Source organism: Micromonospora pallida (assembly GCF_900090325.1).
Lineage (GTDB): Bacteria > Actinomycetota > Actinomycetes > Mycobacteriales > Micromonosporaceae > Micromonospora > Micromonospora pallida.
Map to the genome: position 1 here is coordinate 5376905 of NZ_FMHW01000002.1, position 26038 is coordinate 5402942.

General features: G+C 72.9%; 20 protein-coding genes. 3 read left to right on the plus strand and 17 right to left on the minus strand.

Going from position 1 to position 26038, the window contains the following annotated elements:
* Positions 1 to 33: 33 nt before the first annotated feature.
* The 3 genes from GA0074692_RS22260 to GA0074692_RS22270 form a co-directional block, all read right to left on the minus strand.
* Positions 34 to 4533: a type VII secretion EssC family protein gene (locus GA0074692_RS22260; protein WP_091647096.1), complete on the minus strand. Its 4500-nt coding sequence runs from the start codon at positions 4531 to 4533 to the stop codon at positions 34 to 36.
* Positions 4534 to 4579: 46 nt separating this feature from the next.
* Positions 4580 to 4843 (minus strand): WXG100 family type VII secretion target, encoded by a 264-nt coding sequence (locus GA0074692_RS22265; protein WP_091647098.1) that lies wholly within the window; start codon positions 4841 to 4843, stop codon positions 4580 to 4582.
* A 159-nt stretch (positions 4844 to 5002) separates the two neighbouring features.
* A complete protein-coding gene (locus GA0074692_RS22270) occupies positions 5003 to 5677 on the minus strand; it encodes an FHA domain-containing protein (protein WP_218106702.1) in 675 nt (224 codons plus the stop codon).
* Positions 5678 to 5831: 154 nt separating this feature from the next.
* Here GA0074692_RS22270 and GA0074692_RS22275 point away from each other — a divergent pair, with 154 nt between their 5' ends.
* Complete coding sequence (locus GA0074692_RS22275; protein ID WP_091647103.1) at positions 5832 to 8276, plus strand: PASTA domain-containing protein; 2445 nt, start codon at positions 5832 to 5834, stop codon at positions 8274 to 8276.
* 66 nt (positions 8277 to 8342) lie between these two features.
* Here the strand turns inward: GA0074692_RS22275 and GA0074692_RS22280 are convergent, their stop codons facing one another.
* The 7 genes from GA0074692_RS22280 to GA0074692_RS22310 all read right to left on the minus strand — a co-directional run bounded on the left by GA0074692_RS22280 (position 8343) and on the right by GA0074692_RS22310 (position 17464).
* The gene (locus GA0074692_RS22280; protein WP_091647107.1) at positions 8343 to 9371 is read right to left on the minus strand and encodes a hypothetical protein; all 1029 of its coding nucleotides are present in this window, start codon (positions 9369 to 9371) and stop codon (positions 8343 to 8345) included.
* Complete coding sequence (locus GA0074692_RS22285; protein ID WP_245730418.1) at positions 9368 to 9712, minus strand: PadR family transcriptional regulator; 345 nt, start codon at positions 9710 to 9712, stop codon at positions 9368 to 9370. The genes GA0074692_RS22280 and GA0074692_RS22285 overlap by 4 nt, the downstream gene beginning before the upstream one ends.
* Positions 9713 to 9780: 68 nt before the next feature.
* On the minus strand, positions 9781 to 10512 hold the full coding sequence (locus GA0074692_RS34925; RefSeq protein ID WP_091647112.1) for a hypothetical protein: 732 nt from the start codon (positions 10510 to 10512) through the stop codon (positions 9781 to 9783).
* Positions 10513 to 10687: 175 nt separating this feature from the next.
* Positions 10688 to 12295: an amidohydrolase gene (locus GA0074692_RS22295; RefSeq protein ID WP_091647114.1), complete on the minus strand. Its 1608-nt coding sequence runs from the start codon at positions 12293 to 12295 to the stop codon at positions 10688 to 10690.
* A 184-nt stretch (positions 12296 to 12479) separates the two neighbouring features.
* A complete protein-coding gene (locus GA0074692_RS22300) occupies positions 12480 to 14045 on the minus strand; it encodes an aminotransferase class I/II-fold pyridoxal phosphate-dependent enzyme (protein WP_091647117.1) in 1566 nt (521 codons plus the stop codon).
* 17 nt (positions 14046 to 14062) lie between these two features.
* On the minus strand, positions 14063 to 15385 hold the full coding sequence (locus tag GA0074692_RS22305) for an NAD(P)/FAD-dependent oxidoreductase (RefSeq protein ID WP_091647119.1): 1323 nt from the start codon (positions 15383 to 15385) through the stop codon (positions 14063 to 14065).
* Between the two features lie 180 nt (positions 15386 to 15565).
* A complete protein-coding gene (locus GA0074692_RS22310; RefSeq protein WP_245730728.1) occupies positions 15566 to 17464 on the minus strand; it encodes an ATP-binding cassette domain-containing protein in 1899 nt (632 codons plus the stop codon).
* Positions 17465 to 17749: 285 nt separating this feature from the next.
* Between GA0074692_RS22310 and yidD the strand changes: the two genes are divergently transcribed.
* A complete protein-coding gene (gene yidD / locus GA0074692_RS22315) occupies positions 17750 to 18127 on the plus strand; it encodes a membrane protein insertion efficiency factor YidD (protein WP_245730419.1) in 378 nt (125 codons plus the stop codon).
* A gap of 79 nt (positions 18128 to 18206) precedes the next feature.
* The gene (locus tag GA0074692_RS22320) at positions 18207 to 18587 is read left to right on the plus strand and encodes a YccF domain-containing protein (RefSeq protein WP_091647124.1); all 381 of its coding nucleotides are present in this window, start codon (positions 18207 to 18209) and stop codon (positions 18585 to 18587) included.
* Positions 18588 to 18669: 82 nt separating this feature from the next.
* On the opposite strand, the gene mnhG is transcribed toward GA0074692_RS22320, so the two are convergent.
* The 7 genes from mnhG to GA0074692_RS22355 all read right to left on the minus strand — a co-directional run bounded on the left by mnhG (position 18670) and on the right by GA0074692_RS22355 (position 26015).
* Positions 18670 to 19029 (minus strand): monovalent cation/H(+) antiporter subunit G, encoded by a 360-nt coding sequence (mnhG, locus tag GA0074692_RS22325; RefSeq protein WP_091647126.1) that lies wholly within the window; start codon positions 19027 to 19029, stop codon positions 18670 to 18672.
* Positions 19026 to 19289, minus strand: a complete 264-nt coding sequence (locus GA0074692_RS22330) for a monovalent cation/H+ antiporter complex subunit F (RefSeq protein WP_091647129.1) — start codon at positions 19287 to 19289, stop codon at positions 19026 to 19028. Before GA0074692_RS22330 ends, mnhG begins: the two co-directional genes overlap by 4 nt.
* Positions 19286 to 19921 (minus strand): Na+/H+ antiporter subunit E, encoded by a 636-nt coding sequence (locus GA0074692_RS22335; protein WP_245730420.1) that lies wholly within the window; start codon positions 19919 to 19921, stop codon positions 19286 to 19288. The genes GA0074692_RS22330 and GA0074692_RS22335 overlap by 4 nt, the downstream gene beginning before the upstream one ends.
* Positions 19918 to 21660 (minus strand): Na+/H+ antiporter subunit D, encoded by a 1743-nt coding sequence (locus GA0074692_RS22340; RefSeq protein ID WP_091647132.1) that lies wholly within the window; start codon positions 21658 to 21660, stop codon positions 19918 to 19920. The genes GA0074692_RS22335 and GA0074692_RS22340 overlap by 4 nt, the downstream gene beginning before the upstream one ends.
* Positions 21657 to 22118: a Na(+)/H(+) antiporter subunit C gene (locus GA0074692_RS22345; protein ID WP_091647135.1), complete on the minus strand. Its 462-nt coding sequence runs from the start codon at positions 22116 to 22118 to the stop codon at positions 21657 to 21659. The genes GA0074692_RS22340 and GA0074692_RS22345 overlap by 4 nt, the downstream gene beginning before the upstream one ends.
* The gene (locus tag GA0074692_RS22350) at positions 22115 to 24946 is read right to left on the minus strand and encodes a Na+/H+ antiporter subunit A (protein WP_091647137.1); all 2832 of its coding nucleotides are present in this window, start codon (positions 24944 to 24946) and stop codon (positions 22115 to 22117) included. Before GA0074692_RS22350 ends, GA0074692_RS22345 begins: the two co-directional genes overlap by 4 nt.
* A 145-nt stretch (positions 24947 to 25091) precedes the next feature.
* On the minus strand, positions 25092 to 26015 hold the full coding sequence (locus tag GA0074692_RS22355) for an ion transporter (protein WP_091647139.1): 924 nt from the start codon (positions 26013 to 26015) through the stop codon (positions 25092 to 25094).
* Positions 26016 to 26038: the final 23 nt, after the last annotated feature.

Consider the following 26038-nt stretch of genomic DNA (forward strand, 5'->3'; position numbering starts at 1 on the left):
TACCATAGCCCTCCCCTTCCGGGGGCCGACGACTCATCCGCGTACCGCCAGCTCGAGCAGGGGGATCTGGAGCTGACTGGCCCGTCGGCGCAGCATCAGCAGTCCCCGACCGGGCGGCCAGGCGCCGCAGGTCGAGCGGGGCAGCTTCACCTCGAACAGGTCACCGTCGACGTGCGAGACCGGGTTGAGCAGCAGCCCGGCCTGGGCCCGGCACATCCGGGCCAACCAGCCCCGGTAACGCAACTGGACCAGGTCGTCGGTGGTGCCGGCGGCGAGCAGCAGGTTGCCGGTGTCCCGGGCCTGCCGGGCCAGTTCCTCCAGCAGGTGCGCGGCCGACCCGTCGGCGAGCAGTTCGGCGTCGTCGACCAGCACGGTGACCGGACCGGGCAGGTCGGCCAGCACCGCGGCCAGTTCGGCGTCGGCCCGTGGTCCGGTCAGGACGGCCGCCACGCCGGGTCGGCCGGCCAGTTCCTGCAACGGGGACGGACGGGGGCAGAGGGCCACCACCGGCAGCGCTCCCGGCCGGCGCAGCAGCGAGTCGGCCAACGCCAGGAGGGCTCCACTGCGTCCGGTGCCGGGGGCCCCGGCGACCAGGAAGGTGTGTCCGAGTTCGGCGAGGTCCACGTCGACCGGGCCGAGGTGGTCCCCGCCGACGCCGACCGTGCCGACGGTGGGCCGGGTCGGCAGCGGGCCCCGACGCAGCGCGTCGGCCTCGACGGCGGTGATCGCCACCGGCAGCGGGTCGACCCGCTGCGGCAGCAGTTCCGCCGGCAGCCCGTCCCAGCGGGAGCGGGTCACCGCGACGTGCCGCTGCACCGCGGTCGCCTGCACCGTGCCGTCCGGGTCGGGGTCCAGGAGCGCCACCTGGAACATGGAGTTCCCGGGGAGGCCGATGGCCCGTCCCGGCGGCATCGTCCGGGGCACCTCGCGCGGGTTGATGCCGTACGCGGCCAGGTCGTCCGGGTCGGCGTGGGCCAGGATCAGCCGGGTGGCCACCGCCCCGGAGAGGCGGTGGGTGAACCCGGACCGGTCGGTGGCGAGCACGGTCACCACGCCCACCGCCGGTCCCCGACGCAGCAGGGAGTCGAGCAGGTCGACCAGCCGTCCGCCGTCGGTCTCGCCGTACCGGGCGACGAACGTCTCGTACCGGTCCAGGATCAGCACCAGGTAGGGCAGCGCCTCGGTGTCGGCGACGGCGGCCCGCTGCTCGGCCAGTGCCGCGTACCCGCCGCTGGCCAGCAACCGCTGCCGGCGGCCGATCTCGGCGTCCAGCAGGGTGAGCACCCGGGTGGTGCGGTCGCTGTCGTCGCCGTCGACGTACGCCCCGCAGTGCGGCAGCCCGGCCAGCGGAGCCAGCGCCCGGTTGCCCTGGTCGAGCAGGTAGAGGTGCAGGTCGGCCGGGCCGGTCCGTCGGGTCAGCCCGACCACGAGCGCGCGCAGCAGGGTGGACCGGCCACTGCGGGCCATCCCGGCGACCAGCACCGGCCCGGTGCGTTCCAGGTCCAGCAGGTACGGGCGCTGTGCCTGCTGCTCGGGGTGGTCGGCAAGCCCGACCGGAGCGGCCAGCGCCCCGCCGCCGGTGCCCCGGGCCAGTTCGGCGTCGACCACCAGCTCGGGCAGGGGCGGCAGCCAGGGGCTCTCCGGCGTCCGGATCCCGGCTGCCTCGGCCGCACCCCGGATCGCCGCGACCAGCACGGTCAGGTCGGTCTCCACCTGCTCGGGAACTGCGGCAACGACCCCGCCGGATGGCGCTGCCGGTCCAGCGGGGACCAGCGGCGGCGTCGCGCCGTCCGTCAGGGCCGGCTGGTGCGGGACGGCCGGCGCCTCGGCGGTCGGGGCGGGGCCGCGCCCCAGGTCCCGGACCCGTCGGGGGCGCAGCGTCACGCTGGTCGGTTCCGCCGTGGCCGCCACCCGGGGCCAGCCGATCCGGGCGGTCTGCACCAGGGTCAGGTCGCTGTGCCCGGCCCGCAGGTACGCCCGACCGGGTTGGTGCCGGGAGAGCCGGGCGGCGTCGGGTACGTCCACCACGTCGGCGCTGTCGGCCGCGCTGGTGACCCGCAGGCAGATCCGCAGGTTGAGGTTGGCGCGCAGTTCGGCGTTGACCGAGCCGGCCGGGCGCTGGGTGGCCATCACCACGTGTACGCCGAGGCTGCGCCCACGCATGCCGATGCCCACCACCCCGCTGACGAACTCGGGTACCTCCTCCACCAGCGAGGCGAACTCGTCGATCACGATGACCAGTCGGGGCAGCCGCCCACCGGTGATCGCCCAGTAGTCGTCGATGTCCTTGGCCGCCGCCTCGGCGAGCAGGGCCTCCCGGCGGCGCAGCTCGGCGCGGAGCGCGGACAGGGCCCGGTTGACCAGGTGTCCGTCCAGGTCGGTGACCATGCCGACGCAGTGCGGAAGCTGGGCGCACTCGGCGAATGCGCTGCCGCCCTTGTAGTCGACCAGCACCAGGGAGAGCGCGTCCGGGGTGTTGCCGAGCGCCAGGCCGGTGACGAGGGTCTGCAACAGCTCCGACTTGCCGGCGCCGCTGGTGCCGGCGATCAGCGCGTGCGGGCCGTCCCGCCGCAGGTCGACGGTGATCGGCCCGTCCGGTCCGACGCCGAGCAGCACCCGGGTGGAGCGGCCGGCCGGCTCGGCGGCCCAGCGCTGCTGGATCTGCGCCGGCCCCGGGGTACGGCCCAGCCCGGCCAGTTCGAGCAGCCGGACCGTCTCCGGTACGCCGCCGCCCTCACCCCAGCGCTCGCCGAGCACCCGCAGCGGGGCCAACGCGTGCCCCAGCCTGGCGGCGGCGCTCGGGTCGAGGCGGTCCAGCAGCACTCCGTCCAGGTCGGGGCGCTCCGGTCGGCGCACCATCGCCCGGGTGCCCGAGCCGCTGTTGACCACCACGGTGGCCCGGCACTCGCCGGGCAGTTCGGTCTCCAGCGCGTCCAGGCAGATCGCGTAGACCCCCACCTCGGGGCCGTCGGCGAGCAGTTCGGCCAACCCGGGCAGGCCGCGCAGCCGGCGGGCCCCGTCGGCCACCAGGACCAGCCGCCGCCCGACCGGAGCACCGGCCCGGAGCGTGGCGGCCCGTTCGGCCCGGCGCTGGTCGACGATGCGCCGCAGCCCGGCCAGCCGGGCCCGGGCCTGTTCGGCGTCGGTGGCGACCATCCGGTCGCACTCCAGGTCGGCGGTGTGCGGCAGGGTGTGCGGCAGCCAGCTCAGCCAACCCCAGTCGTCGGCCTCGTCACCCCCGGTGAGCAGGACGATCCCGACGTCGTGCGGGGCGTGCAGGGTGGCGAGCTGGGCGAGGACCGCGCGGACGGTGGCCAGCAGACCGGGCCGGGGACCGGCCAGTCCGAGCACCCCGGCGACGGTCAGGTCCACGGCGATCGGGCTCTGCGCCACCGCCGGCAGTTCCAGGGGTTCGGCGCTCGCCTCGAGTTCGGCGCCCGGTCCGGTGAGGACCGCCTCCACCAGGGTCGACGCGAGGCCCACCCGCAGCCGCAGGAAGTCGGCGTCCGCCGGGCGGCGTTCGAAGAGGCGCCGGGTGGGTCCGGTGGCCGTCCGCAGCAGGCGTCCCGGGTCGGGCAGTTCCTCCCGCCGGGTCCGCCCCTGCTCTTCGGCGAGGCGGTCCAGGCGCTCGGTCAGCTCGGTGCGCTGCCGCTCGTAGTCGGCCAGCGCCTGGCGGTACTCCTTGCGACCGCCGCGCCGGTCGGAGAAGACGTTGGCCAGCAGCAGCAGCGGCGAGAGCGCCATGAACAGCAGCAGGTAGCCGGCGTTCGGGAAGATCGCGTACGCCACCCCGCCCAGCAGGACCGGCAGCAGGACGGCCAGCAGCGGAAACCGTACGGTGCGCGGCGGTTCGGGGCGGCGGGGCACGGTCAGCCGGGGGGTGGCGGCGCGGACGCTGATCCGGGGTGGCCGGTTGTACTGGATGGTGCCGGCCGCGTCGACCGGCTCGACCGGGGCGTCGGCCGGGTCCACCGGCCGCAGCGTCAGCACCGTCTCGCCGACGCCGAAGACGTCCCCCGGGGCGATCGGGGTCGGCGCGTCCAGCCGGACGCCCCGCCAGGCCGTACCGTTGCGCGAACCGGCGTCGGCCAGTTCCGCGACGCCGTCCCGTCCGGTCGTCAGGCGGGCGTGGACCCGGCTGACCTCCGGATCGGTCAGCACGAGGCCGGCCTCGGGTGACCGGCCGACGGTGAGGTCCGTGCCGGGGTGGAACGAGGTGGCCGCCACGCCACCGGCCCCGCCGACGACGGCCACCTCGACCGTGCCGACCGGCTCGGTGCCGGCCTCCTCCGGGCGGGCGGCCACCTCGATCCGGCTACCGGCGGGCAGCGGCAGGTCGGCCAGCCGGGCGGTACGGGACAACGGCCGTCCCCGGAGCCAGAGCCGGACCGGGGCGGCCCGCCCCACCGGACCGGCGTCCGGCGACGCCCGGTCGATCGCTGCGGCGAGGTCCGCGACGGTGGCCCGGGCTCCTGCCCGCACCATCATCGGGACCTCCCGTCCCCTCACCGCGATCCGCAGTTCCCGTTCCATCCCGGCCTCCCGAACCCCGACCCGTCCCGGTCCCCCTCCCTGCCGGTCAGCCGCCGGCCTGCTCCAGGGCGTCCGCGCGCCGCCGGACCTCCAGCGCCGCGTCCTGAAGGGCGGCGGAGAGGCGGGTCAGCGCCGGCTCGTACTCGCTGCTCCAGGAGGTACGGAACCGGTCGGCCGCCCCGCCGCGCCAGTAGGTGTTGGCCAGCTCGTTACGCAGCTCGCGCAGCAGGCTGTCCACCGCCGAGCTCTGCCGGTTGAAGTTGGTGTTCAGGGAGTGCAGTTGGGGAATCTCGCCACCGATGACCGACATCGGATCTCCTTCGCTGGTCGGTGTCGTCGAGGACCACGCTAGGCAGCGACACCGGCCGGCAAAATCGGAAAGGCTCCCCAACGGGGCCGGGACCGCCGACCCACCCGACCGGCTCTGCCGACCGACCCGACCGACCCGGGCGGCGGGGCAAGCGCCCGGTCAGCGGCGGAGCAGGGCGAGGTCCTCCCTGGTCACCAGGCCCCGGCTGATCGCGTACTCGGCCAGGTTGGTCAGCGCGCTGAAGCCGGTCATGTTGGGCACCCCGGCGGCGTGCAGCCGGGTCCGCAGGTACTCGATCCGCTTGACCAGGGTGCTGCGCGGCCAGCCGAGCCGCGCCGCGGCCGCCGCGTAGCTCTTCGGGTACGGGTCGTAGCGGGGCAGTTCCTCGAGATAACCGGCGAAGAGCGCCACCATGGCCAGCCGGTCCGCCGTACTGATCATCACCTCGGCGCCGACCGCGGTCGCCTCGGCCACGTCCTCGGGCGGCGCCTCGCCGGCCGGCGCCGGGACCGCCGACGGCAGCAGGGTCAGCCCGTGCTGGCCGTGCGTGCCGTCCACCAGCACCTTGGTCGGACTCTCCACCGCGATCCGCCGGCCCGGTGCCAGCACCGACCGGAACCCCAGGTCGTCCACGACGGAGAGCGGACGCGTGGTGGAGCTGTTCGTCAGCCACCAGGTGTCGCCCTCCCGGGCCACCGTGCCGGCGATCCGGGAGATGCCGGTGTCGGTCGGGTCCAGGCAGATGGTGCACTCCCGGACCCGTCCGAAGGTCAACCGCTGGTCCGGGTCCAGTTCCACTGTGTGATCGGCCGCCTCGATCCGCATCCCTGTCACCGGTCCCGCGCTCCTTCCCGCGACTACTGGGGACCCTTCCCCATCCACCGGTCCCGCCGACCTCAGCGGTCCTCGCCTATTCTCGGACACTGCCGGTCCCCGCCCCGATGCCGCCCGGGCGCTGCGGCCGACCGCGTTCTCTGGAGGATTCCCCATGTCCGGCTCTGCTGGAACAGACCGATCCACTCCACCGCCACGGCGCAGCGCGAGCGCGCTGCGTCGGCTGGCCGCCGTACGGCCCAGTCGGAAGACCCTGACCGGGACCCGGCTCAACCGGATCCTGCTGGTGACCGCCCTGGCCGTCGGGGCAACCGCGTTCGCCTTCGGCACCGGTTACCGGTCCTCCCGGGCGGCCTTCGACGACGGCGGCGCGTACCTGCAGAAGTCGTCCCGGGTGGTGCACGTCAACGCGGACAACCGGGACATCGACGCGCGGACCGCCAAGCAGCTCGCCACCGGGAAGCAGACCCTGGAGGTGGTGCAGGTCGGACCGGAGCTGGTCTACGTGGTCAACAACGAGACCGGCGTGGTCACCCGCCTGCCCACCGAATCCCTGGAAGCGGAGCCGGTGCAGCGGCGGCCCGACTCCAAGGGCAAGCTCTCCGTGGTGACGGGCGGCGGGTCGACCTACCTGGTCGACGCCGAGCAGGGCACCCTCAACCGGCTGGAGCGCAAGGACGGGCCGGGCGCGCCGGTGCCGGCGCCGCGCGTCACCAAGGCGGTCGTCGACGGCAACGGCACCGCCTGGGCGTACGCGCCGGAGAGCGGCGAGCTGGTGCAGATCAGCGGCGGTACGGTCACCGGCAAGCAGCGGGTCACCGGCAGCGGCGAGCAGGTCGGGCTGACCCTGGTCAGCGGTGCGCCGGTGCTCTACCGGCCGGAGACCGGACAGGCCAGCCTCTACGGGCCGGACGGGCTGCGTCGCCAGCTCGACCTCGACGCCCGGTACGGGATCTCCTCCGCCCCCGGCGCCCCGAACCACCTGGCCGTGGTGGTGCCGAACAGCGGCGAACTGGTGATCGCCGACTTCGGCAGCGGCGAGGTGAAGCGCATGACGCTGCCGGACCGGGCCGGGCACCAGTTCGGCCCGCCGGTCGTCCTCGGCGGCCGGGTGTACGTACCGGACTTCACCTCCCGGCACGTGCTGGTGGTTCCGGTAAACGAGCTGCGGGTGGCCACCTACACCACCGTGCCGGGCACCTCGGCCACCTTCGAGGTGAGCGTCCGGGACAGCCGGGTGTGGATCAACGACCCGCACGGTAGCGGCATCGTGGTCTCCTTCGACGGCAACGGCCGGTCGACCGAAATCGACATCACCGGTCGGGGCGACGACCCGCCGAAGCCGGCGCCCAGCAAGTCGGCCACCCCTCCGCCGCCGACCCGTACGCCCAAGACCCCACCGCCCAAGCCGGCGGAGCTGCTGACCGTGCCCGACCTGGTGGGGCTGGACCGGACGGCGGCCTGTGCCCAGCTGGAACCGAAGCTGCGCTGCGTGGCGGTGGCCCAGCCGGACGGTGAGGGCGAGACCGACAAGGTACTCAGCACCAACCCGCCGGCCGGATCGCGGCTCAGCGCGGGCAAGCCGGTGACCGTGGTCTACCGTGGCCCGGCCCGGGTGCCCCGGGTGGTCGACCTGCCCGCCGGCCAGGCCTGCCAGGCCCTGATCGCCGCCCGGTTGAAGTGCGTGGATCGGGTCTCCGGGCTCGCCAGCAGCGGCAACGAGGTGCGGGTGGTGACCGCGCAGAACCCGGCTCCGGACAGCGCAGCGGACACCGACGCCCCGGTGGAGATCACCTATCCGGCGCAGATCGCGGTCGGCAACTTCGCCGGGCAGCCGTACGACACGGCGTGCCCGGTGGGCCTGAACTGCGTACCCCGCAACCTCGGCCCCGGCACCCCCGCCTACGTGGTGGTGGCGCAGACCCCGGCGGCAGGCGCGGGCGCGGACCCGGGCTCGAACGTGGTGCTGGACCACTACGGGCATCCGGCTGTACCGGCTCTGGTCGGCATGAACCCCGACCAGGCGTGCGCGACGCTCCAGGCGGCGCAGTTGGCCTGCAACCGCAACGACAACGCGGTCACCCTCCAGGTCAACCAGGTGTTGGCCCAGGACCCGGCGCCCGGGGCCGCGCTGCCGGCGGGCAGCCCGGTGACCATCACCTACGAGTCCACCGCGCCCGCGCCGCTGCACCGCTTCAAGGCACCAGCGCCGAACCGGGCCAACTTCCTCTCCCCGGGCGGCGGCGGTCCCGGTGGCTGGAGCCAGCAGTCCACCATCGGCCGGGTCTACCCACCGGACGCAGCGGTGCCGGGCTTGCAGAACATCTACCAGTCGCGCTGCGTCAGCGGCTGCGGTGAGGTGGGTGGCTACTACTACTCGGGCAACCCGCAGGTGCAGCAGAACTGGGTGATGGAGGGGGCGGCCTTCGCCTGCTTCACCGACAGCCCGCCCGGCACCGTCCCGCTGCACGCGCTCATGCACGGCGCGGACGCCGTCTGGGTCTTCGCGGAGCCCGGCAGCGCGGAGTACCAGTACTTCAAGGACAACGGGTTCGGCCGGTTCGAGTTCCGGATCTGCAACGTCTGGCCCCGCCCCTGAGTCGAACGCCGGACCTCGGTGTGCCCTCCTACGTGGAGTCAGGGCACGCCGAGGTCCGACGACCCGTTACCCGTTGACGGGGATCGGTGGGAGTCGGCGCAACGCTCGGCTGGCCCGTAGCGCGACCGGTACACCCACCGCGAGCAGGACGACGACCTGCGCGCCGGCGATGACGAAGAGCGCGGTGCGCTGTGCCTGGTTGCCGTAGTCGGGCAGGGTCGCGAGGCGCAGGGTGAGCGCGGTCGCGGCGAGCAGGACGAACGCCAGTGACCACGGCAGCGACCGCGCTGACCGGCCGGTGAGGTGGACCAGCATGGCGACGCTGACCAGGACACAGCAGAGGCCCGGCCAGTCGAGCAGTCTCAGTTCCGGCTGGGTGGCCTGGAGGGCGAACAGCGGTACGGGGACGAGGAGGATGCCGATCGGCAGCGCGAGCAGCCAGGGTCGGCGCGACACCGGCGTGCTGCCGTGCGGGAACGCCGCCATGGCCAGGAGCAGGACGACGTCGACGAGCCGGTTCGCCCAGGGCGACACGGTCAGCGGCGCCGCGCCGGTGGCCTGGGTCACGGCGATGGTGACCGTGGGCGGCACGACGGCGAGCAGCGCGACCGCCTGGGCCACCCGTCGCTGTCCCAGGACGAGCGCGACGTAGGCCGGCAACCAGGCGTAGCCGGCGAGATCCCACGCCACGCGCCAGGTGCTCGACGGCGGGGTGAGCGCCAGGTCGGAGGCGGCGGCCGGTAGCCAGCCGACGCTTCCCGACAGCCACAGGGTGACGGCGATGCCGCCGGTGGCCATGACGGCGTGGGTCAGTACGACCATCAGTGTCGCCAGCCGTACCGCCTGGCCCCACGCGTACGGCCGGGGTGGCGCGTCCGCCCCGCCGAGGCGCAGCTTGACGGCGAGAGCCACGATGCTGGCGACCTCGGACAGGCTCGGCCGGCCGTAGTCGAGGACGTCCTCCGTCGTCTCGGGATCGCCGGTGTCCACACTGTCGAGATAGGCGGCGACCATGTCGTCCGCCCATCGCTGCCGGTACGCAGCGGGCAGCAGCCGCAGCACCGAGCGGTAGCGCTCCTCCAGCCGACTGGTCACGATGCCGGGTCCGCGATCGGGCGCTGCTCCCGTAGCCGCGTCGAGGCGATGCGTGCGTTGGCGGCCAGTCGTTCGGCCTCCTCGGCGAGGGCGTGCCGTCCCGGCTCGGTCAGCCGGTAGTACCGGCGTAACCGGCCCTGCCAGACCTCTTCGCGGTCCAACTCCACCAGGCCCTCGCCGACGAGTCGGTCCAGCGCCCCGTACAGGGAGCCGATCTTCAGCCGTACTCGCCCCTCCGACGCGTCGGCCACGTCGGTGACGATGCCGTAGCCGTGGCGCGGCCCGGCGAGCAGGACCGTGAGGATGAAGAAGGCGGGTTCCGTCATCGCCCGAGAACTCATGGGCCCAATATAATGGAAGCCAAGATATCCTGTGAAGCAGAATCAGACTGCCGCCAGCCGGGTCACCGTCAGTCGAGTTCGGGCAGCGTGGCCTCGCCGTTGTCGACGAAGGCGAAGGCCGTGTCCAGTCCCCCGCCGCCCGCCGCCCGGGCCACCAGACCGCTGTCGGCGGTGGCCCGCAGGTGGACACCCTTGTCGCCACGGATCGCGTACGTCGGGCGGCCCCGCTCGTCCGTGGCCCGCATCCGCTCCAGCGTGAAGAGCTGCCCGGCCGCCGAGGTGTCGCAGGGGGCGGCCATCACGGTGGTCGGTTCGTTGCCGTTGTCCCGCAGGCCCATGCAGGAGGGCTCGCCGCTGCGGTCGGCCGACGCCGTCTTGATCTGATGCCGGCCGCCGCCCACCGGGTCGAGGACGAACAGGGCGTACTCCGCGCCGCCGTCGGTGAGGTTGAGTCGCCCCTTCTCGTCGACGGCCAGGATCGACTCGAACGAGGGGACCGGTTTGATGGCGACCTGGCGTTCACCGCGCAGGATGGCCTCGTCTCCACCGCCGCCTCCCGCCGCCGGCGGCGAACCGGTGGCCGACGACGACGTGGTCGCCGACGACGTGGTCGCCGACGACGTGGTGGCGGACGGCGTGGCCGGCGGATCGCCAGCCGAGGCACCGGTCGTCGGGCCGACCGACGGCGTCACCGAGGGTTCCCCGTCCGGGTCGGCAGCGCAACCCTGGGTCAACAGCAGGCCGGCGCAGAGCGCCGTCACCAGGCCGGTACGGGTGGAACGGGCGATCGGACGCCGCATCTCGTGCCTCCTCAACTCGTCGGACGGCTCGCGGGCCGTGGCGGTCGGCGGAAGCCGTCCGGCCCGACTACACCTCCTCGGATATTCCGTATGCTCGTTCTCCATCAGGGCTAAACCGCTCCGGGCTTCGGCGTGACCGACGGATACCGGCACCGTCCACTGCCGACCGGGCAGGTCAGCGTTGCCAGCGGACGACGCCGCCGACGACGGTGAGCGCCACGGTCAGGTCGCGCAGGTCCGCCGGCTCGACCTGGTACGGGTCGACGGGCAACGCGATGAAGTCCGCGAGCATGCCGGGGCGCAGCCGCCCCTTCAGGTGCTCCTCGTAGGAGGCGTACGCGCCGGCGACGGTGAAGCCGTGCAGCGCCGCGTCGAGGTCGAGGCGCTCGTGCGGGTCCACTCCGCCGGGCGGGGTCCCGTCCGGCTGCTGCCGGGTCACCGCGGCGTGGATGCCGTGGAAGGGGTCGGGATCCTCTACCGGGGCGTCCGAGCCGAACGCGACCGTCGCGCCGGTGTCCAGCAGGCTGCGCCAGGCGTACGAGGCGAGGTCCCGGCCGGCGAGCATCCTGCTGGTCAGGGGGATGTCGCTGGTGCAGTGGGTGGGCTGCATCGAGGCGATCACGCCCAGCCGGGCGAGCAGTGGCACGTCCTCCGGACTCAGGTGCTGGGTGTGTTCGATCCGGTGCCGCAGCCGGGGCAGCGCTCCGGCAGCGGCCGGGTCGGCACAGGCCGCCTGCCGCCAGCGGGCGTACGCCCGCAGCACCATCCGGTTTGCCGCGTCCCCGATGGCGTGCGCGGCGACGGCGATGCCGGCCCCGGCCGCCTTTGCGACCAGCCGCTCGAACTCCTCGGCCGGGGTGACCGCGATGCCGTGGTTGTCCGGCTCGCCGTCGTACGGTTCGCTCATCAGGCAGGTGTGCGAGCCGAGCGCCCCGTCGGTGAAGATCTTGACCGGCCCGGTACGCAGCCAGCGGTCCCCGTCGCCGGTCGCCCAACCCAGGTCGATGACCTCGTCCAGCGCGGTCGACGGGATCGACTTGTGCACCCGCAGCGGCAGCTCCCCCCGCGCGTACAGGGTCTCGTAGGCGGCCCGGCAGTCCTGCCCGTCGAGGTCGTGGATGCTGGTCAGGCCGACGGCGAGCAACCGGGGCAGATGGGTACGCAACTGCTGGACGAGATCCCCGGTCAGGGACGAGCGCATGAGGTCGTACGCCGCGTCGCCGGCCGCCTCCCGCAGGATGCCGGTCGGCTCGCCGTGTTCGTCGCGGACGATCTGCCCGCCGACCGGGTCGAGGGTGTGGACGTCGATGCCGAGTCGCCGCAGGGCGGCGGTGTTGACCCAGGTGGTGTGCCCGTCGATGCTGGGCAGCACGGCGGGCCGGTCCGGACAGACCCGGTCCAGGTCGGCCCGGGTGGGCTGCACCGGCCGGGCCCACTTGTTGCTGTCCCACCGGCCGCCGAAGAGCCAGGCGTCGGGCGGCAGGGTGGCGGCGTGGCCCCGGATCCGGGCCAACGCCTCGTCGAGGCTGGTGGTGCCGCGCAGGTCCACCTGTTCCAGGCCGCGTACGTAGAGCGCCGAGTGGAGGTGACTGTCGATGAGCCCGGGCAGCACGGTCGTCCCACCCAGGTCGACCCGGCGCGCCCCGGCGGCGGCTCGCTCCCGGCACTCGTCGAGGCTCCCGACGTGGACCAGCCGCTCGCCACGCACCAGCATCGCCTCGGCCTGCGGACGGGCGGGGTCGAGCGTGTGGATCCGGGCGTTCTCGAAAACCGTGTCGGTCATGGCGGCCTGTTTCGACGGTCGGACAGGGGCCACCATGCTAGTGCCGTAACCACGAGCCCGACGACCGCCGTCGAGGTGGGAGCCGCACCATCCCCGGACCGTCCTCCTGAGACGGAGGGATGGCCCGCACCGGTGCCGGCGCGGGCCATCCCTTCTCGGCCGCGACGCGACCCGGTGAGCCGACCTACTTGGGGGCGCTGCCGAACGCGCTGGACAGGTACGCGCGGGAGTCCGCGATGGCGCCCTCGATGATCCGGGCGGCCTCGCGGGCCTCCTCGGGCCGGTGGTTGGCCTGCACCTGGAGCCGGAACCGGGACGACCCGGTCGGGGTCACCGGGAACTCCACCATGAACGCGAGGACCCCCCGGTCGAAGAGGAGCCGGTTCGCGGTACGGGCGAGCTTCTCGTTGCCGATCAGCAGCGGCACGATCGGCGACGGCTCACCCATGCAGGTCAGCCCCCGGCTGGTCAGCTCGTCGCGGAGCGCGTGGATGGCGGTGAAGAGCTTCCCGCGCAGCGCGTCCCCCTCCGGCGACCGGATGATCTTGGCCGCCTCCAGCACCACCGCCGTCTGCACCGGCGAGAGCGCGTTGGAGAAGAAGTGGCTGCCGCCGAACATCTTGATGTACTGCTTGAGCGCCGGGGAGTTGGACGCCACGAAGCCGCCGTTGGAGCAGAACGTCTTCGAGAACGCGCCCATCACGATGTCGATCTCGCCGAGCAGGTTCTGCATGCCCAGCACGCCCGTGCCGCCCGGTCCCATCGAGCCGAGGTCGTGGGCGACGTCGACCAGCAGGGTGGCGTCGTACTCCCGGCAGGTTCGCTGGAGGGTGACCAGGTCGGGCCAGTCGGCGTCCACGGAGAAGAGGCCGTCGGTGACCACCAGGATGCCGTTGCGGGTGTCGGTGGCCCGGATCTCGGCCAGGTGCTGGCGGACCGCCTCGACGTTGAGATGCTCGTAGCGAACCACGTTCCGGGTGGCCGCCCGGGCACCCTGTTGCAGGCATGAGTGGGCCAGCCGGTCGATCAGGATGTGGTCGGACTGGCGGACCAGCCCGACCACCGCACCGAAGCCGGCCGCCCAGCCGGTCGGGAAGAGCGTCACGTGGTCGAGCCCCACCAGTTCGCCGAGGGCGGTCTCCAACTCGTCGGAGATGTGGGTGTTGCCGAGCACCATCGGCGAGCCGGCGCTGTGCGGGCCGTAGTCCCGCATCGCCCGGGACGCCGCCTCCCGGATCGCCGGGTGGGTGTTGAACGACAGGTAGTCCTGCGAGTTGAAGTTGATGCCCCGGGTCCGCTTGCCCAGGTCGTTGGTGATCTGGGCGACGCTGTCCGGGGCGGCCTCGAGCACCCGGGAGTACTGCCAGGTCTCGGTCCGGCGGCGGGCCTCCACCCAGCCGTAGAAGTCCTCGGTACGCGACAGCAGGTTCCGCCCGGCCGGCCGGTAGAAGTCGTACGCGTTCTTGTCCAGTGCGTACTCCTCGTCGGGGTCGACGGGGTTGCGCAGGTGCGCCGGCTCCCACATCTCGGTCAGGTCGTCGGTGATCCGGGCGAGTTCCCCGTCCGCCCCGGACGCGTCGACCTCGAGGAAGTCGTCCCAGGGAATGTGGGTGGCCCAGTTGCGGATCATTTCGGAGACCTCGATGGCGGTCTTCGCCATCGTCTCGACGTCCCCGGCCCGCGCCGCGCGCAGGATGATCTCGATCAGTTCGCCGTCTTCGCGCTGGTCCAGCTCGGCGGTGGTGGTCACGGTATGCGCTCCCGTTCTCAGGCGAAGAGGTTCTGCTGGTACATGCGGGACGTCTCGGCGAAGTCCTCGAAGACCGCGTGGTCGGCGGAGGACTCCTTCGCGGCGTCGTTGAGCAGGAACAGGTTCGACGCCTGGAAGAACTCCGACACCGGGGCGATGTCGGCGTGGGTGGCGATGAACCGGTCGGTCTCCTGCTGGTTACCGCGCAGCGCCACGAAGAGCTGCAACTCGTCGTGCCGGTACGGGCGCATCTCGGCGAGCGTGCAGACGTAGTCGTAGTAGGCGGCGGCGTTCTGGCTGCGGCGGCGGCCCTCGTACCCGGCCATCGCCTCGTCGACCGACGTCTCGCCGGTCAGCCACCGGTCGAGCGCGGCGGCGACCAGTTCCGCGTCCCGGAAGGCGTGCGTCATGCCGATCGCCGTGCACTGGTCCTTGGCGGACTCGGCGTCGCCGACGAGCACCCAGCCGGGCCCGTGCAGCGGCCGGACGAACCCGGACTGGTCGAGGGTGCCGTAGATGCGTTCCTCCCGAACACCCCGGGTCCGGACCAGCTCCCCGAGTTCGGGGCTGACGAAGTCCAGCGCCCGCTGGAAGTTGCCGGGCACGTCGGCCCGGAACTCCCGGGACCAGTCGCTCGGCCCCCAGACCAGCACCATGTTCTGCTCGAAGTTGGTGGGCACCGCTGCGGCGGCGAGCCGGCCGCGCCGGTGCAGTTGCGCGTGGCCAGGGTCGAAGCCGGAGAAGTAGCTCCAGTAGGCGAACGTGCACCGCGGCCGCTCGTCGAACTTCGGCAGGCCGAGGGTACGGGCGACGAACGAGTTCCGGCCGTCGGCGCCGACCACGATCCGGGCACGTTCCTCGACCGGCTGCCCGTCGACGGAACGGCCCCGGATGCCGACCACCCGGCCGTCCTCGACGATCAGTTCCCGTACCGAGAAGTTGGTACGTACCTCGGCGCCGGCCTTGGCGGCGGCCTCGACGAGGATCTGGTCGAGCACCCGGCGGCGGATGGAGGCGTAGCTCTGCACCACGCCGGAGTCGTCGCCGTGCAGGTCCCGGAAGTACTCCCGGAGCAGGTCCTCCGGCACCGACCCGGTCAGCCGGATGCCGTCGTTGATGACGTCGATGGCGGTGTGGGTGGGGGTGACCGCGGTGACCTGGTCCAGCACTCCCCACCGGTTCAGGTAGGACATTCCGTGCGGCCAGAGGAAGTGCGTCGAGATGACGTCGCTGGGAAACGACGAACGGTCCACCACGAGCACCCGGTGCCCGCGCCGGGCGAGCAGGAGCGCGGCGGAGGCGCCCGCGCAGCGCGCACCGACGACTATCGCGTCGTACATTTTCGTCTCAGTCCTTCGATGGGGGTCGGTGTCCTCCGTCGGCCGGGCCATGGGAGCGGAGGGACGACAGACGGAGGGGCGCCGCGCGGGGTTACCCCGATCGAGCGGCGATGGACAGACACCGTACACAGTGGAACCACACGGGCGTAAACGCGTCCGGTGGGCCCCGGATCGCGGCGGTCAGGACGTGGTCGGCCGACGCTGTCCGGGCAGGTGCCGGTCCACGGTGTCGTCGTACCCGGCGGCCTGGAGCGCGAAGAGTTCGGCGTACCGGCCGCCGGCCGCCATCAGCTCGGCGTGGCTGCCGGCCTCGACGAGCACCCCGTGGTGCAGGACGAAGATCCGGTCGGCGTGCCGGACGTTGGCCAGCCGGTGAGTGATCAGGATCGTGGTCACCCGGCCCTGCCGGTCCCGAATGGCCTGGAAGAGGGCGTCCTCGGCCCTCGGGTCGAGAGCCGACGACGGCTCGTCCATGATCAGCAGTTCGGCGTCCCGGAGGAACCCCCGGGCAGCGGTGATCCGCTGCCACTGCCCACCGGAGAGGTCCTGCCCCTGGGCGAAGGTCCGGTCGAGCAGCGTCTCGTACCCGTACGGCAGCTCGCGGATCATGTCGTCGGCGACCGCGCGGGCGGCGGCGGCCTCGATCCGGTCCTGCCGTGCCTCGCTGTCCACGTCCCCGATGGCGATGTTCGTCGCGGCCGTGAACGGCCACTTGTGGTACTCCTGGGTGACCACGGCGATGCGGGCCCGGAGCTGACCGACGTCCCACTCGGCCAGCGGCCGGCCGTTCCACTCGACCACCCCGGCGCTCGGGGTACGCAGGAGCGCGATCATCGCGGCCAGCGTTGTCTTGCCGGATCCGTTCTCCCCCACGAACGCCACCGTCTGCCCGGCCCGGATGGTCAATGTGACGTCGTCGACGGCGGGCGTGTCCCGGTCGGGATAGCGGAGGCTGAGGCCTCGCACGGCGATCTCCTGCAGCGGCGGCGGGGCCTCCCCGCTCCCGCCCTCGGCGGGCAGGTAGGCGGTGGCCCGGGCCAGGAACCCGGTGTAGTCGCCGACGTGCTGCCCCTCGGTGTAGACCCGGTCGATCTGGAAGGTGAGCGCGTCGAGGGAGCGCTGCGCGGCCTGCACCGCGACCACGCAGGTGGCCGCCGCCGCAAGGGGAATCCGCCCGTCGACGAGCAGCAGGCCGAGCAGGACGTATACGGCCCCGGTGGCGAGGCCGCCGATCACCGCGCCAAGGCTGGTGGTCGTGGTGACCCGCCGGGCCAGGGCGAGCTGGATGTCGGTCTCCACCCCCATCACCCGGTCGTACTGGTCGAGCAGGAACCGGCGCAGCCCGTACGAGCGCAGCTCCGGGGCGGAGTCGCGTTCGGCCATCAGCCGGCGCAGCAACCACTGCCGGCGGCGCCGGACCGACCCGGCGATGTAGGTCTGGTAACGCAGGTGCCCGGCCCGTAGCGTCGCCCAGGCCTTGGGCAGCGTCGCGACCAGCAGCGCCAGAAGCAGCAGCGGGTGGATCACGACCACCGCCACGCCCACCGCGAGCAGACCGGCCAGTCCGGCGAGCAGGTTCATCGACGCCTGCACCAGCGAGACCACCGCCTCGTCGCCCCGGGAAGCGCGTTCCATCTCGTCGGCGAAGGCGTCGGCGTCGAACGCGTCCAGCCGTACCGCCGTGGTCACCTCGAACAGCCGGCGCTCCACCGCCCGGCCGACCCTCGGGGTGAGACCGTTCTGGGCGTACCCGGAGGCGATGCCCATGCCGGCCCGGATCGCGGTGACCACCGCGAGGGCCACCAGCGCCGGCAACGCGGCCATCACCTTGTCACCGGTCGGGCCGCCCGCGAACAACTCCACCAGCACCCGCTGCGTCGCCAACAGCCCGAACGCCGACATCACCCCGGCACCGACCGTCGTGACCGCCACCACCGAGGTACGGAACCGGTCGGTCCGCCAACTGACCCGGACCGCCTCCGCCACCAGCCGGGGCAGTTCGGCGAAGACGGCGAACAGTCCCGCCTCCGCCCGGGCCCGTACCCCCGTCTCCCACCACATCGCCCGCAGTTCGGGCAGGACCGGCTCGGCGGACGCCGGGCCGGTCCCGGCCGGCTCCTCTCCCCCGGCCGGACGGACGGACTCGACGGCGGCTCCGGTCACGGACGCTCCTCACGGTGGCGGGGAACTGCGGCCGGCTGCCCGGACCGGGCGGCCACCGTGGCGGCCGGCCCCGTCGCCGAGAGTGCCGACCTCACCACTTAACGCCATCGGAGTCGGCCAGGGAAGCACCTGACGCCACCGAAAAGGCCGTTACGGGTCGGGCACTCCGGGCGGGGCAGGATGCCCTGCGATGATGACCTTGTGATCAGACGAATCTTGGAAGGCGCCCGGGAAAATCGTCGGCAGCAGCGGAAGATGCAGAAGTCCAACAACCCGGACGGCTGCTGCGACTGCTGCGATTTCGGTCTGTTCTCCACGCTGCTGCTGGTCGGCTCGACTGTGGCGGCCCGAACCGGGGCGCCGGGGCTGGACCGGGCGGGTGTGGCGACGATCCGGGGCTACCGCCGCTGGTTGTCGCCGTACTGGCCCGGGCGGTGCCGGTTCACCCCGACGTGTGGCGCGTACGGGCTGTCCGCAGTGGAGCGGCACGGGCTGGCGGTGGGCGGGCGGCTGGCCGCCGAACGGGTACGGCGCTGCCGCCCCACGGTGCCGCGCGGCACCCACGACCCGGTGCGCTGACCGCGGGCGGGCTCGATCACCAGGGAAAACGATCATCCGGCCGGCCGGGCGGGTAGCGCGGCCCGGTCATGATGAGACGGTGATTCGCTTTCTGTTGAATGCGCTCTGGTTCGTCTTCGGTAGTGGATTCGTGTTGGCCATCGGGTACGGACTCGCGGCGCTGGTCTGCTTCGTACTCATCGTCACGATCCCGTTCGGCGTCGCCGCGCTGCGGCTGGCCCGGTACTCGCTCTGGCCCTTCGGCCGCACCCTGGTCGAGAAGCCGGACGCCGGCCTGGCCTCCGGCGCGGCGAACATCGTCTGGCTGCTGGTGGCCGGCTGGTGGCTCGCCCTGTCGCACATTCTCGCCGGCATCGCCCAGTGCGTCAGCATCGTCGGCATCCCGTTCGGCCTGGCGAACTTCAAGCTCGTCCCCGCCGCCCTCTGGCCGCTGGGCCGGGAGGTCGTCGAGACGCCCTGACCGTCCACCCGGTACGAACGCCCGGCCGGGTCCGCGCGGTGGCCGGCGCGAGCGCTCCTGACCCCCGTCTCGTGCGGCGTGGTCAGGAGCGTTCGCTGATCCGGTCGAGGTGCGCGGCCAGCTCGTCGGTGATCAGCAGGTCCGTCCGGATCTCGTCGTGCGGGTACGCGGCCCGGCCGACCATGTGCGCGGCCACCGGAGCGCTGGCCAGTTGGAACACACCGACCAGGACGAGGGTGGTGATGTCCACTCCGGTGCGCAGCCGCAGCGCGCACCCGAGCAGGACCAGCAGCAGGCCGAGGACCTGGGGTTTGGCGGCGGCGTGCATCCGGGAGAGCAGGTCGGGGAAGCGGACCAGAGCGATCCCGGCGGCGAGGCTGAGCAGCGCGCCGGAGATCAGGCAGACCGCGGCGACGGCGTCGAGGACGGTGGCCAGGCTCACTTCGGGTCCTTCCGGGCCGCGAAGCGGGCGACGCTGACCGAGCCGACGAAACCGAGGATCGCGAGCACCACCAGCACCGGCAACGCGGTGGCGTCCCGGCTGTACGCGGCCTCGGTGGCGATGGCGGCGACCACGATGGCCAGCAGCACGTCGGTGGCGACGGCCCGGTCCAGAATGGACGGCCCCCGGATGATCCGGAGCAGGGTGAGCCCGCCGGCCACGGCGAGCAGGACGGTGACGGTCACGGCTACGGCGGTCAACTCGATGCCCCTGACAGGTCGGCCGGCGGTGACGTGCCGGTATGGGTGGCTTCGACAGCCCGGCGCTGCTCGTCCGGGGAGCCGATGGCGGCGATGATCCGCATCTCCAACTCCAGGACCTCCTGCCGGAACTGCTCGACCTCCTCGATGGTCCGGACGCCGAGCACGTGGATGTAGAGGGTGCCGGTGGTCCGGTCGACCTCGAGGATGAGGCTGCCCGGCACCAGCGAGAGCGCCTCGGCGGTGAGGGTGAGGTTCAGGTCGGTGTTGATCCGCAGCGGCACGGCGATGATCGCGCCGCGCGGTGTGTGCCCGAACCGGACGGCCAGCCAGGCGATCTGGGCGCTGGCCACCACCAGGTCACGCAGGAAGCGCAGCCCGAAGCGGAGCAGCCCCAGCGGGTGCAGCCGACCGGCGAAGGTCACCGGTGGCAGCGGGAAGACGGCCAGCAGCACGGCCGCGACGAGCAGCCCACTGATCAGGTTGGCCCAGGTGAAGGTGCCCCAGAGCAGCACCCAGACGGTGACCAGGGCGGTCACCGCGACGGCCAGGTTGCGCCGTCGGGCGCGCCGGGTCAGCGGCGGGTTCGGCGGCTCGATCGGCTGGCCCGGCGTCAACGGATCGGCGCTCACGGCGTCCCCTCCGGGTAGACGGCCTCCACGTACGGGGTCCGGCGCAGCAGGTCGTCGGCGGCGTCGGTGCTGATCTCGAAGAGCGGCCCGGCGACCACCGTCAGGGCCAGCCCGAACACCACCAGGGCGGCGGTCGAGGCGATCATCAGCCGGGGCAGCATGACAGCCGGCTGCCCTGCGTCCGGCTCCTCGCGGGTCTGCTCCGCGTCGCCGACCCGGGCCGCCGGAACCACCGCCTCCCCAACGCTGGAGGCAGCGGGAGCGGCGCCGGCGGCGCCCGGGGCGGCGGCGATCGGGGCAGGGACGGCGCCGGCAGCGACCGGGGCGGCGTCGGCGGAGACCGCAGCGCCGGCGGAAGCAGGTGCGCCGGCGGGGACCGCGACGGTGTCGGCGGCCGGTGCGGCGGCGGTGGGCATGTCCGGGTGGGGTGCCCGCCAGAAGGCCAGGTTCCACACCCGGGCGATGGCGTAGAGGGTGAGCAGGCTGGTGACCAGGCCGGCGGCGACCAGCCCCCAGGCCAGCAGCCCGCCGTCGTCGACCCCGGCCTGGACCAGACCGAGCTTGCCGAGGAACCCGGAGAAGGGCGGGATGCCGGCGAGGTTGAGCGCGGGGACGAAGAACAGCACCGCGAGCAGCGGGGAGAGCCGGGCCAGCCCGCCGAGGCGGTCCAGGGCGGTGCTGCCACCCCGCCGCTCGACCAGACCGGCGGCGAGGAACAGGGTCGTCTGGATGGTGATGTGGTGCACCACGTAGAAGATCGCGGCGGCCAGGCCGAGCGAGGTGGTGAGCCCCACCCCGAAGAGCATGTACCCGATGTGGCTGATCAGCGTGAAGGAGAGCAGCCGCTTGATGTCTGACTGGGCGACCGCGCCGAGGATGCCGACCAGCATGGTCAGCCCCGCCACCCAGAGCAGCAGGTCGGCCGTCCGGCCACCGGGGAAGAGCAGCGTCTCGGTTCGGATGATCGCGTACACGCCGACCTTGGTGAGCAGGCCGGCGAAGACCGCGGTGACCGGGGCGGGCGCGGTCGGGTAGCTGTCCGGCAGCCAGGCCGACAGCGGGAAGACGGCGGCCTTGATGCCGAAGGCGAGCAGCAGCATGCCCTGGAGGACCAGGCGTAGGTCGTCCGGGAGGGCGTCCAGCCGGCCGACGAGCTGCGCGAGGTTGAGCGTGCCGGTGGCCGAGTAGACCAGCCCGATCGCCACCAGGAAGACCATCGACGACAGCAGGCTGACCACGACGTACGTGGTGCCGGCCCGGATCCGGGTCTCGGTGCTGCCCAGGGTGAGCAGCACGTAGCTGGCGACCAGCAGGATCTCGAAACCGACGTAGAGGTTGAACAGGTCGCCGGAGAGGAACGCGTTGCACACGCCGGCGGTGAGCACCAGGTACGTCGGGTGGTAGACCGACAGCGGCGTCTCCTCGTCGCCGTCGGCCATGCCCTGCCCGATCGAGTACACCAGCACGCAGAGGGTGACCGCGGCGGAGACGACCAGCATCAGCGCGGCGAGCTGGTCGGCCACGAGCACGATGCCCAGCGGCGCGACCCAGCCGCCCACCTCGACGACGAGCGGACCGTCGACGGTGGACCAGAACAGCAGCAGCGCGGCGACCACGACGGTCGCGGTGAGCACGGTGAGGCTGACCCAGCGCTGCGCGCGGGGCCGGCCGGCCAGCATGAGGGTGAGCGCCGCGCCGAGCAGCGGCATCACCACCGGCATCGGGACGAGGTGGTTCATCCGGCCCTCCCCGCGTCCGCACCCGACGGGGTGGGCACCGGGTCGTCGTCCTCGCCCGGCTCACCGGCGGTCTGCTCGTCGGCGGTGCCCGGCCCCTCGTCCCGCTCGGCGAGGTCCATGATCCGGCGGTCCTCCACGTCGTCCTGCACCTCGTCGTGACCGTTGAGGTGCCAGCTCCGGTAGGAGAGGGCGAGCAGGAAGGCCGTCATGCCGAGGGTGATGACGATGGCGGTGAGCACCATCGCCTGGGGCAGCGGATCGCTCATCTCCTCCTCGGGAGTGGTACCGACGATCGGCGGGCCGCCGGCCCGGCCGCCGGTGAGCAGGAGCAGGTTGGCGCCGTTGCCGAGCAGGACGACGCCCATCAGGATCCGGGTGAGGCTGCGCTCCAGCAGCAGGGTCACCCCGGCGGCGAAGAGCACCCCGACCACGAGGACGTAGGTAAGGTTCGGCGTCACACCAGTTCCCTTTCCCGCACCTCGGCCGGTACGTCGCTCCGTTCGGTCTCGTGCTGCCGGTCCATCTCCGCGCCGAGGCTGCGCAGGATGTCCAGCACCAGCCCGACCACGATCAGGTAGACGCCGACGTCGAAGAAGACCGACGTGACGAAGTGCAGGTGGCCCACGACCGGCAGGTGGAAGTCCAGCAGGGCGCTCTGGAGGAACTCCCCGCCGAACGGGATGGCGACCACCCCGGTGCCCACCGCCACGAACAGCCCCGCGCCGAGCAGCTTGCCCGCGTCGACCGGTGCGGCGCTGTTCAGCTCGGTGCGTCCGCCGGCCAGGTAGCGCACGGTCAGGGCCAGCCCGGCGACCAGACCGGCGGCGAACCCGCCACCGGGCGCGTTGTGACCGGAGAAGAGGAGGTAGATGGAGAAGATCACGATGGCGTGGAAGAGCAGCCGCGTCACCACCTGGAGGATCACCGACTGGCGGCGGGTGGTCGCCCCGGTGGTCAGCCAGCGCGGCCGGGACGGCGTACTGGTCATCCCGGGAATCCCGCTGCGCCGGTCCAGGTCGCGGGACCGCCGGAAGATCAGGCTGGCCACGCCGGTGGCGGCCACCAGCAGGACGGCGACCTCGCCCATGGTGTCCCAGGCCCGGATGTCCACCAGGGTCACGTTGACCACGTTCTTGCCGCCGCCGTAGGAGACGGCCTCGGCCGGGAAGTCGACCGAGATCGGTACGGCCTGCCGGCCGCCCGCCGCGACGTACGCCATCCCGGCGGTGACCGCGCCGACGGCAATGCCGAGCCCGATCCGGCCACGCCGGCTGGACCGGATGGGCCGCTCCGAGAACTTCTCCGGCAGCCGACGCAGGACCAGCACGAACATGACGATCGTGACGGTCTCCACCAGGAACTGGGTCAGCGCCAGATCGGGCGCGCCGTGCAGGATGAAGAGCAACGCGGTGCCGTAGCCGGAGACCCCGACCAGGATCATCGCGGTCAGCCGGCGCAGCGCCCGGGCGGCGGCGATCGCGGAGACGATCACCACGGCGGCGGCGACCGCCTGGAGCGGGGTGTCCCAGGCCCGAAACGAACCGGACCACGGGCCCCCGGCCACCAGCGCACCGCCGGGCAGGACGACCACCACGAGCAGGATGACGCCGAGGTAGAACGGCAGCGAACCCCGCTGGGTCGCACCGGTCAGCTCCACCGCCAGCCGGTCCACCCCGGCGACCACCCGTTGGTAGCCGGCGGCGCCGTCGAAGGGCAGCCACTGGCCGGTGCGCAGGTGCCCCCGGTGGACGAGCAGGAACAGCCCGGCCCCGGCCGCGACGGCCAGCACCGACAACCCGAGGGCGAGCGTCGGCCCGTGCCAGAGCGCCAGGTGGTACGGGGTCCCGGCGACGGGATACAGATCGGCGTACGGGGCGAGCAGCCGGTCGACGGCGGGGGCGGCCACCCCGGCGGCCAGGCCGACGACGGCGAGCAGGGCCGGTGCCGCCAGGAACGGCCAGCGCACCGGGTGCGGCTCGGTCGGCGGCACCCCGGGCTTGCCGGCGAAGGCGCCCCACAGGAACCGCAACGTGTACGCCACGGTCAGCGCCGAGCCGAGCACCAGCCCGGCCAGCACCACCTTCTCGGCGGTGCCGCCGTGCCGGAACGCCTCGTACGCGGCCTCCTTGGCGACGAACCCGGCCAGCGGCGGCAGGCCGGCCATGGACGCGGCGGCGAGTGTGGCGACCACCGCGAGGGCCGGGGCGCGGCGGCCGAGCCCGCTGAGTTCGCGCAGGTCACGGGTGCCGGTGGCGTGGTCGACGATGCCGACCACCAGGAACAGGGTGGCCTTGAACAGGGCGTGGGCCAGCACCATCGCCACGCCGGCCAGTGCGGTGTCCCGGGTGCCCGCGCCGAGCACCACCATCAGCAGGCCGAGTTGGCTGACCGTGCCGTACGCGAGGAGCAGCTTCAGGTCGACCTGGCGCAGCGCGGACCAGGCGCCGAGGAAGAGCGTGACCAGACCGGTGGTGAGCAGCACCGCCCGCCACGGTGCGACGTCGGCGACCGCCGGTCCCATCAGGGCGACCAGGAAGACGCCGGCCTTGACCATGGCCGCCGCGTGCAGGTAGGCGCTGACCGGGGTGGGGGCCGCCATCGCGTTGGGCAGCCAGAAGGTGAACGGGAAGATCGCCGACTTGCTCATCGCGCCGAGCAGGACCAGCACCAGCGCCACGGCCAGGTAGCCGCCGTCGGGCAGGTTCTCGACGATCCGCGACCAGCGGTACGTGCCGACGTGCTGGCCGAGCATGATGAACCCGGCGAGCATGGCGAGACCGCCCAGCGTGGTCACCAGCAGGGCCTGCATGGCCGCCCGGCGGCTGGCCCGTTTCGCCGGGTCGTACCCGATGAGCAGGTAGGAGAAGACGGTGGTCAGCTCCCAGAAGACGTAGAGCAGCAGCAGGTCGTCGGAGACCACCAGGCCGAGCATCGCCCCGGCGAAGGCGACGAAGACCGCCGTGAACCGGCCCAGCCCCGGGTCGTCGGAGCTGAAGTAGTGGGCGCTGTAGACCAGCACCAGCGCGCCGACCCCGCCGACCAGGACGACCAGCAACCAGGCCAGGGTGCCCATCCGCAGGGCGATCTCCAGCCCGAGCCCCGGCACCCAGGGGAACGTCTCCACCACCGGCGCGCCGGAGCGGACCTGCCCGGTGTGGGCCAGCGCCCACGCCAGGGTCGCCGCCGGTACGGCCGCCACGAGGTAGAGCGCCCGCCGCCCCCAGGTGCGTACCAGCGCCGGGGCGACCACGGCTGCGAGCGCATGGACCGCCACCAGTACCAGCACACAACCTCCCCAAGATCCACTGACCGCCGACCCCAACCTTATCCAGGGAAAAGCCGAATCGACACGCGCCGCAGGCAAACGTCATCCAACAGTCACACCGAGCTATCACCGCTGGCCGGCGGGGGCGGCGGGGCGCGACCGCCGGTCAGTGCCCGCCTGGGCGGTCAGGGTGCCGGCGCGGCGGCCGGGAGTGCGGTTCGTCACGGTCGATGCGCAGTTCCCGTTCGAGTTCGACGATGACCGCCCGGAGGTCGTCCAGCCGCTGGGTGAGCGCGATCCGGTCCACCTCGTCCGGCACGCCGTCCCCGTCCTCGTCGTAGTCCGGGGCGAGCCGCTCGGTCATCTCCAGCCGGCGGGCCTCCTCCATCGAGTTCACGATGACCGCGATCAGGATGTTGAGCAGCAGGTTCACCGTGATCAGCACGTAGCTGACGTAGTAGAGCAGGGTCCACCGGGAGACGGCCATGCCCTGCTCGATGAGGTCCGGCAGGGTCTCCAGGGAGAGCAGCACGAACAGGGTGAGCAGCGACCGGCCGATGTCCCCGTACTGCTCGGGGTAGGTGTCCTTGAAGATCAGCCAACCGGCCATGCCGTACACGTAGAGGGTGACCACGGCCAGCGCCAGGAAGCCGCCGACGCCCGGCAGGCTGCGCCACAGTGCGGCGACGATGGTGCGCAGGCCCGGCGAGAAACGCACCAACCGGAGCATCCGGGCGACCCGGACCACCCGCAGCAGCGCCGAGTCGCCGTGCAGGCCGGGCAGGAAGATCGCCGAGATCACCACGAAGTCGAAGACGTTCCAGCCGTGCCGGAAGAAGTCCTGCGGGCGGCGGCCGTAGGCGAGCAGCCGGATGACGATCTCCGCGACGAACGCGATGCGGAAGGTCCACTCCAGCCCGTGCAGGACCGGCCGGGCCGCCCCCAGGTGCGGGTACGTCTCGACGCCGAGTACCACGCCGTTGGCGATGATCACGACGACGATGGCGATCTCGAACGGGCGGGACCGGGCGAGCCGGCCGCACCGCTCGGCCAGGGCGGACTGGTCGGCCTGCGGGGTGACGCGGCTCACCGGGCCGCAGCCGCCGGTACGGT

Coding starts and splice junctions, on each gene's coding strand:
- GA0074692_RS22260 (WP_091647096.1), bottom strand. CDS start 4,533: ATGGAACGGGAACTGCGGATCGCGGTGAGGGGACGGGAGGTCCCGATG.
- GA0074692_RS22265 (WP_091647098.1), bottom strand. CDS start 4,843: ATGTCGGTCATCGGTGGCGAGATTCCCCAACTGCACTCCCTGAACACC.
- GA0074692_RS22275 (WP_091647103.1), top strand. CDS start 5,832: ATGTCCGGCTCTGCTGGAACAGACCGATCCACTCCACCGCCACGGCGC.
- GA0074692_RS22285 (WP_245730418.1), bottom strand. CDS start 9,712: ATGAGTTCTCGGGCGATGACGGAACCCGCCTTCTTCATCCTCACGGTC.
- GA0074692_RS34925 (WP_091647112.1), bottom strand. CDS start 10,512: ATGCGGCGTCCGATCGCCCGTTCCACCCGTACCGGCCTGGTGACGGCG.
- GA0074692_RS22295 (WP_091647114.1), bottom strand. CDS start 12,295: ATGACCGACACGGTTTTCGAGAACGCCCGGATCCACACGCTCGACCCC.
- GA0074692_RS22305 (WP_091647119.1), bottom strand. CDS start 15,385: ATGTACGACGCGATAGTCGTCGGTGCGCGCTGCGCGGGCGCCTCCGCC.
- GA0074692_RS22340 (WP_091647132.1), bottom strand. CDS start 21,660: ATGAACCACCTCGTCCCGATGCCGGTGGTGATGCCGCTGCTCGGCGCG.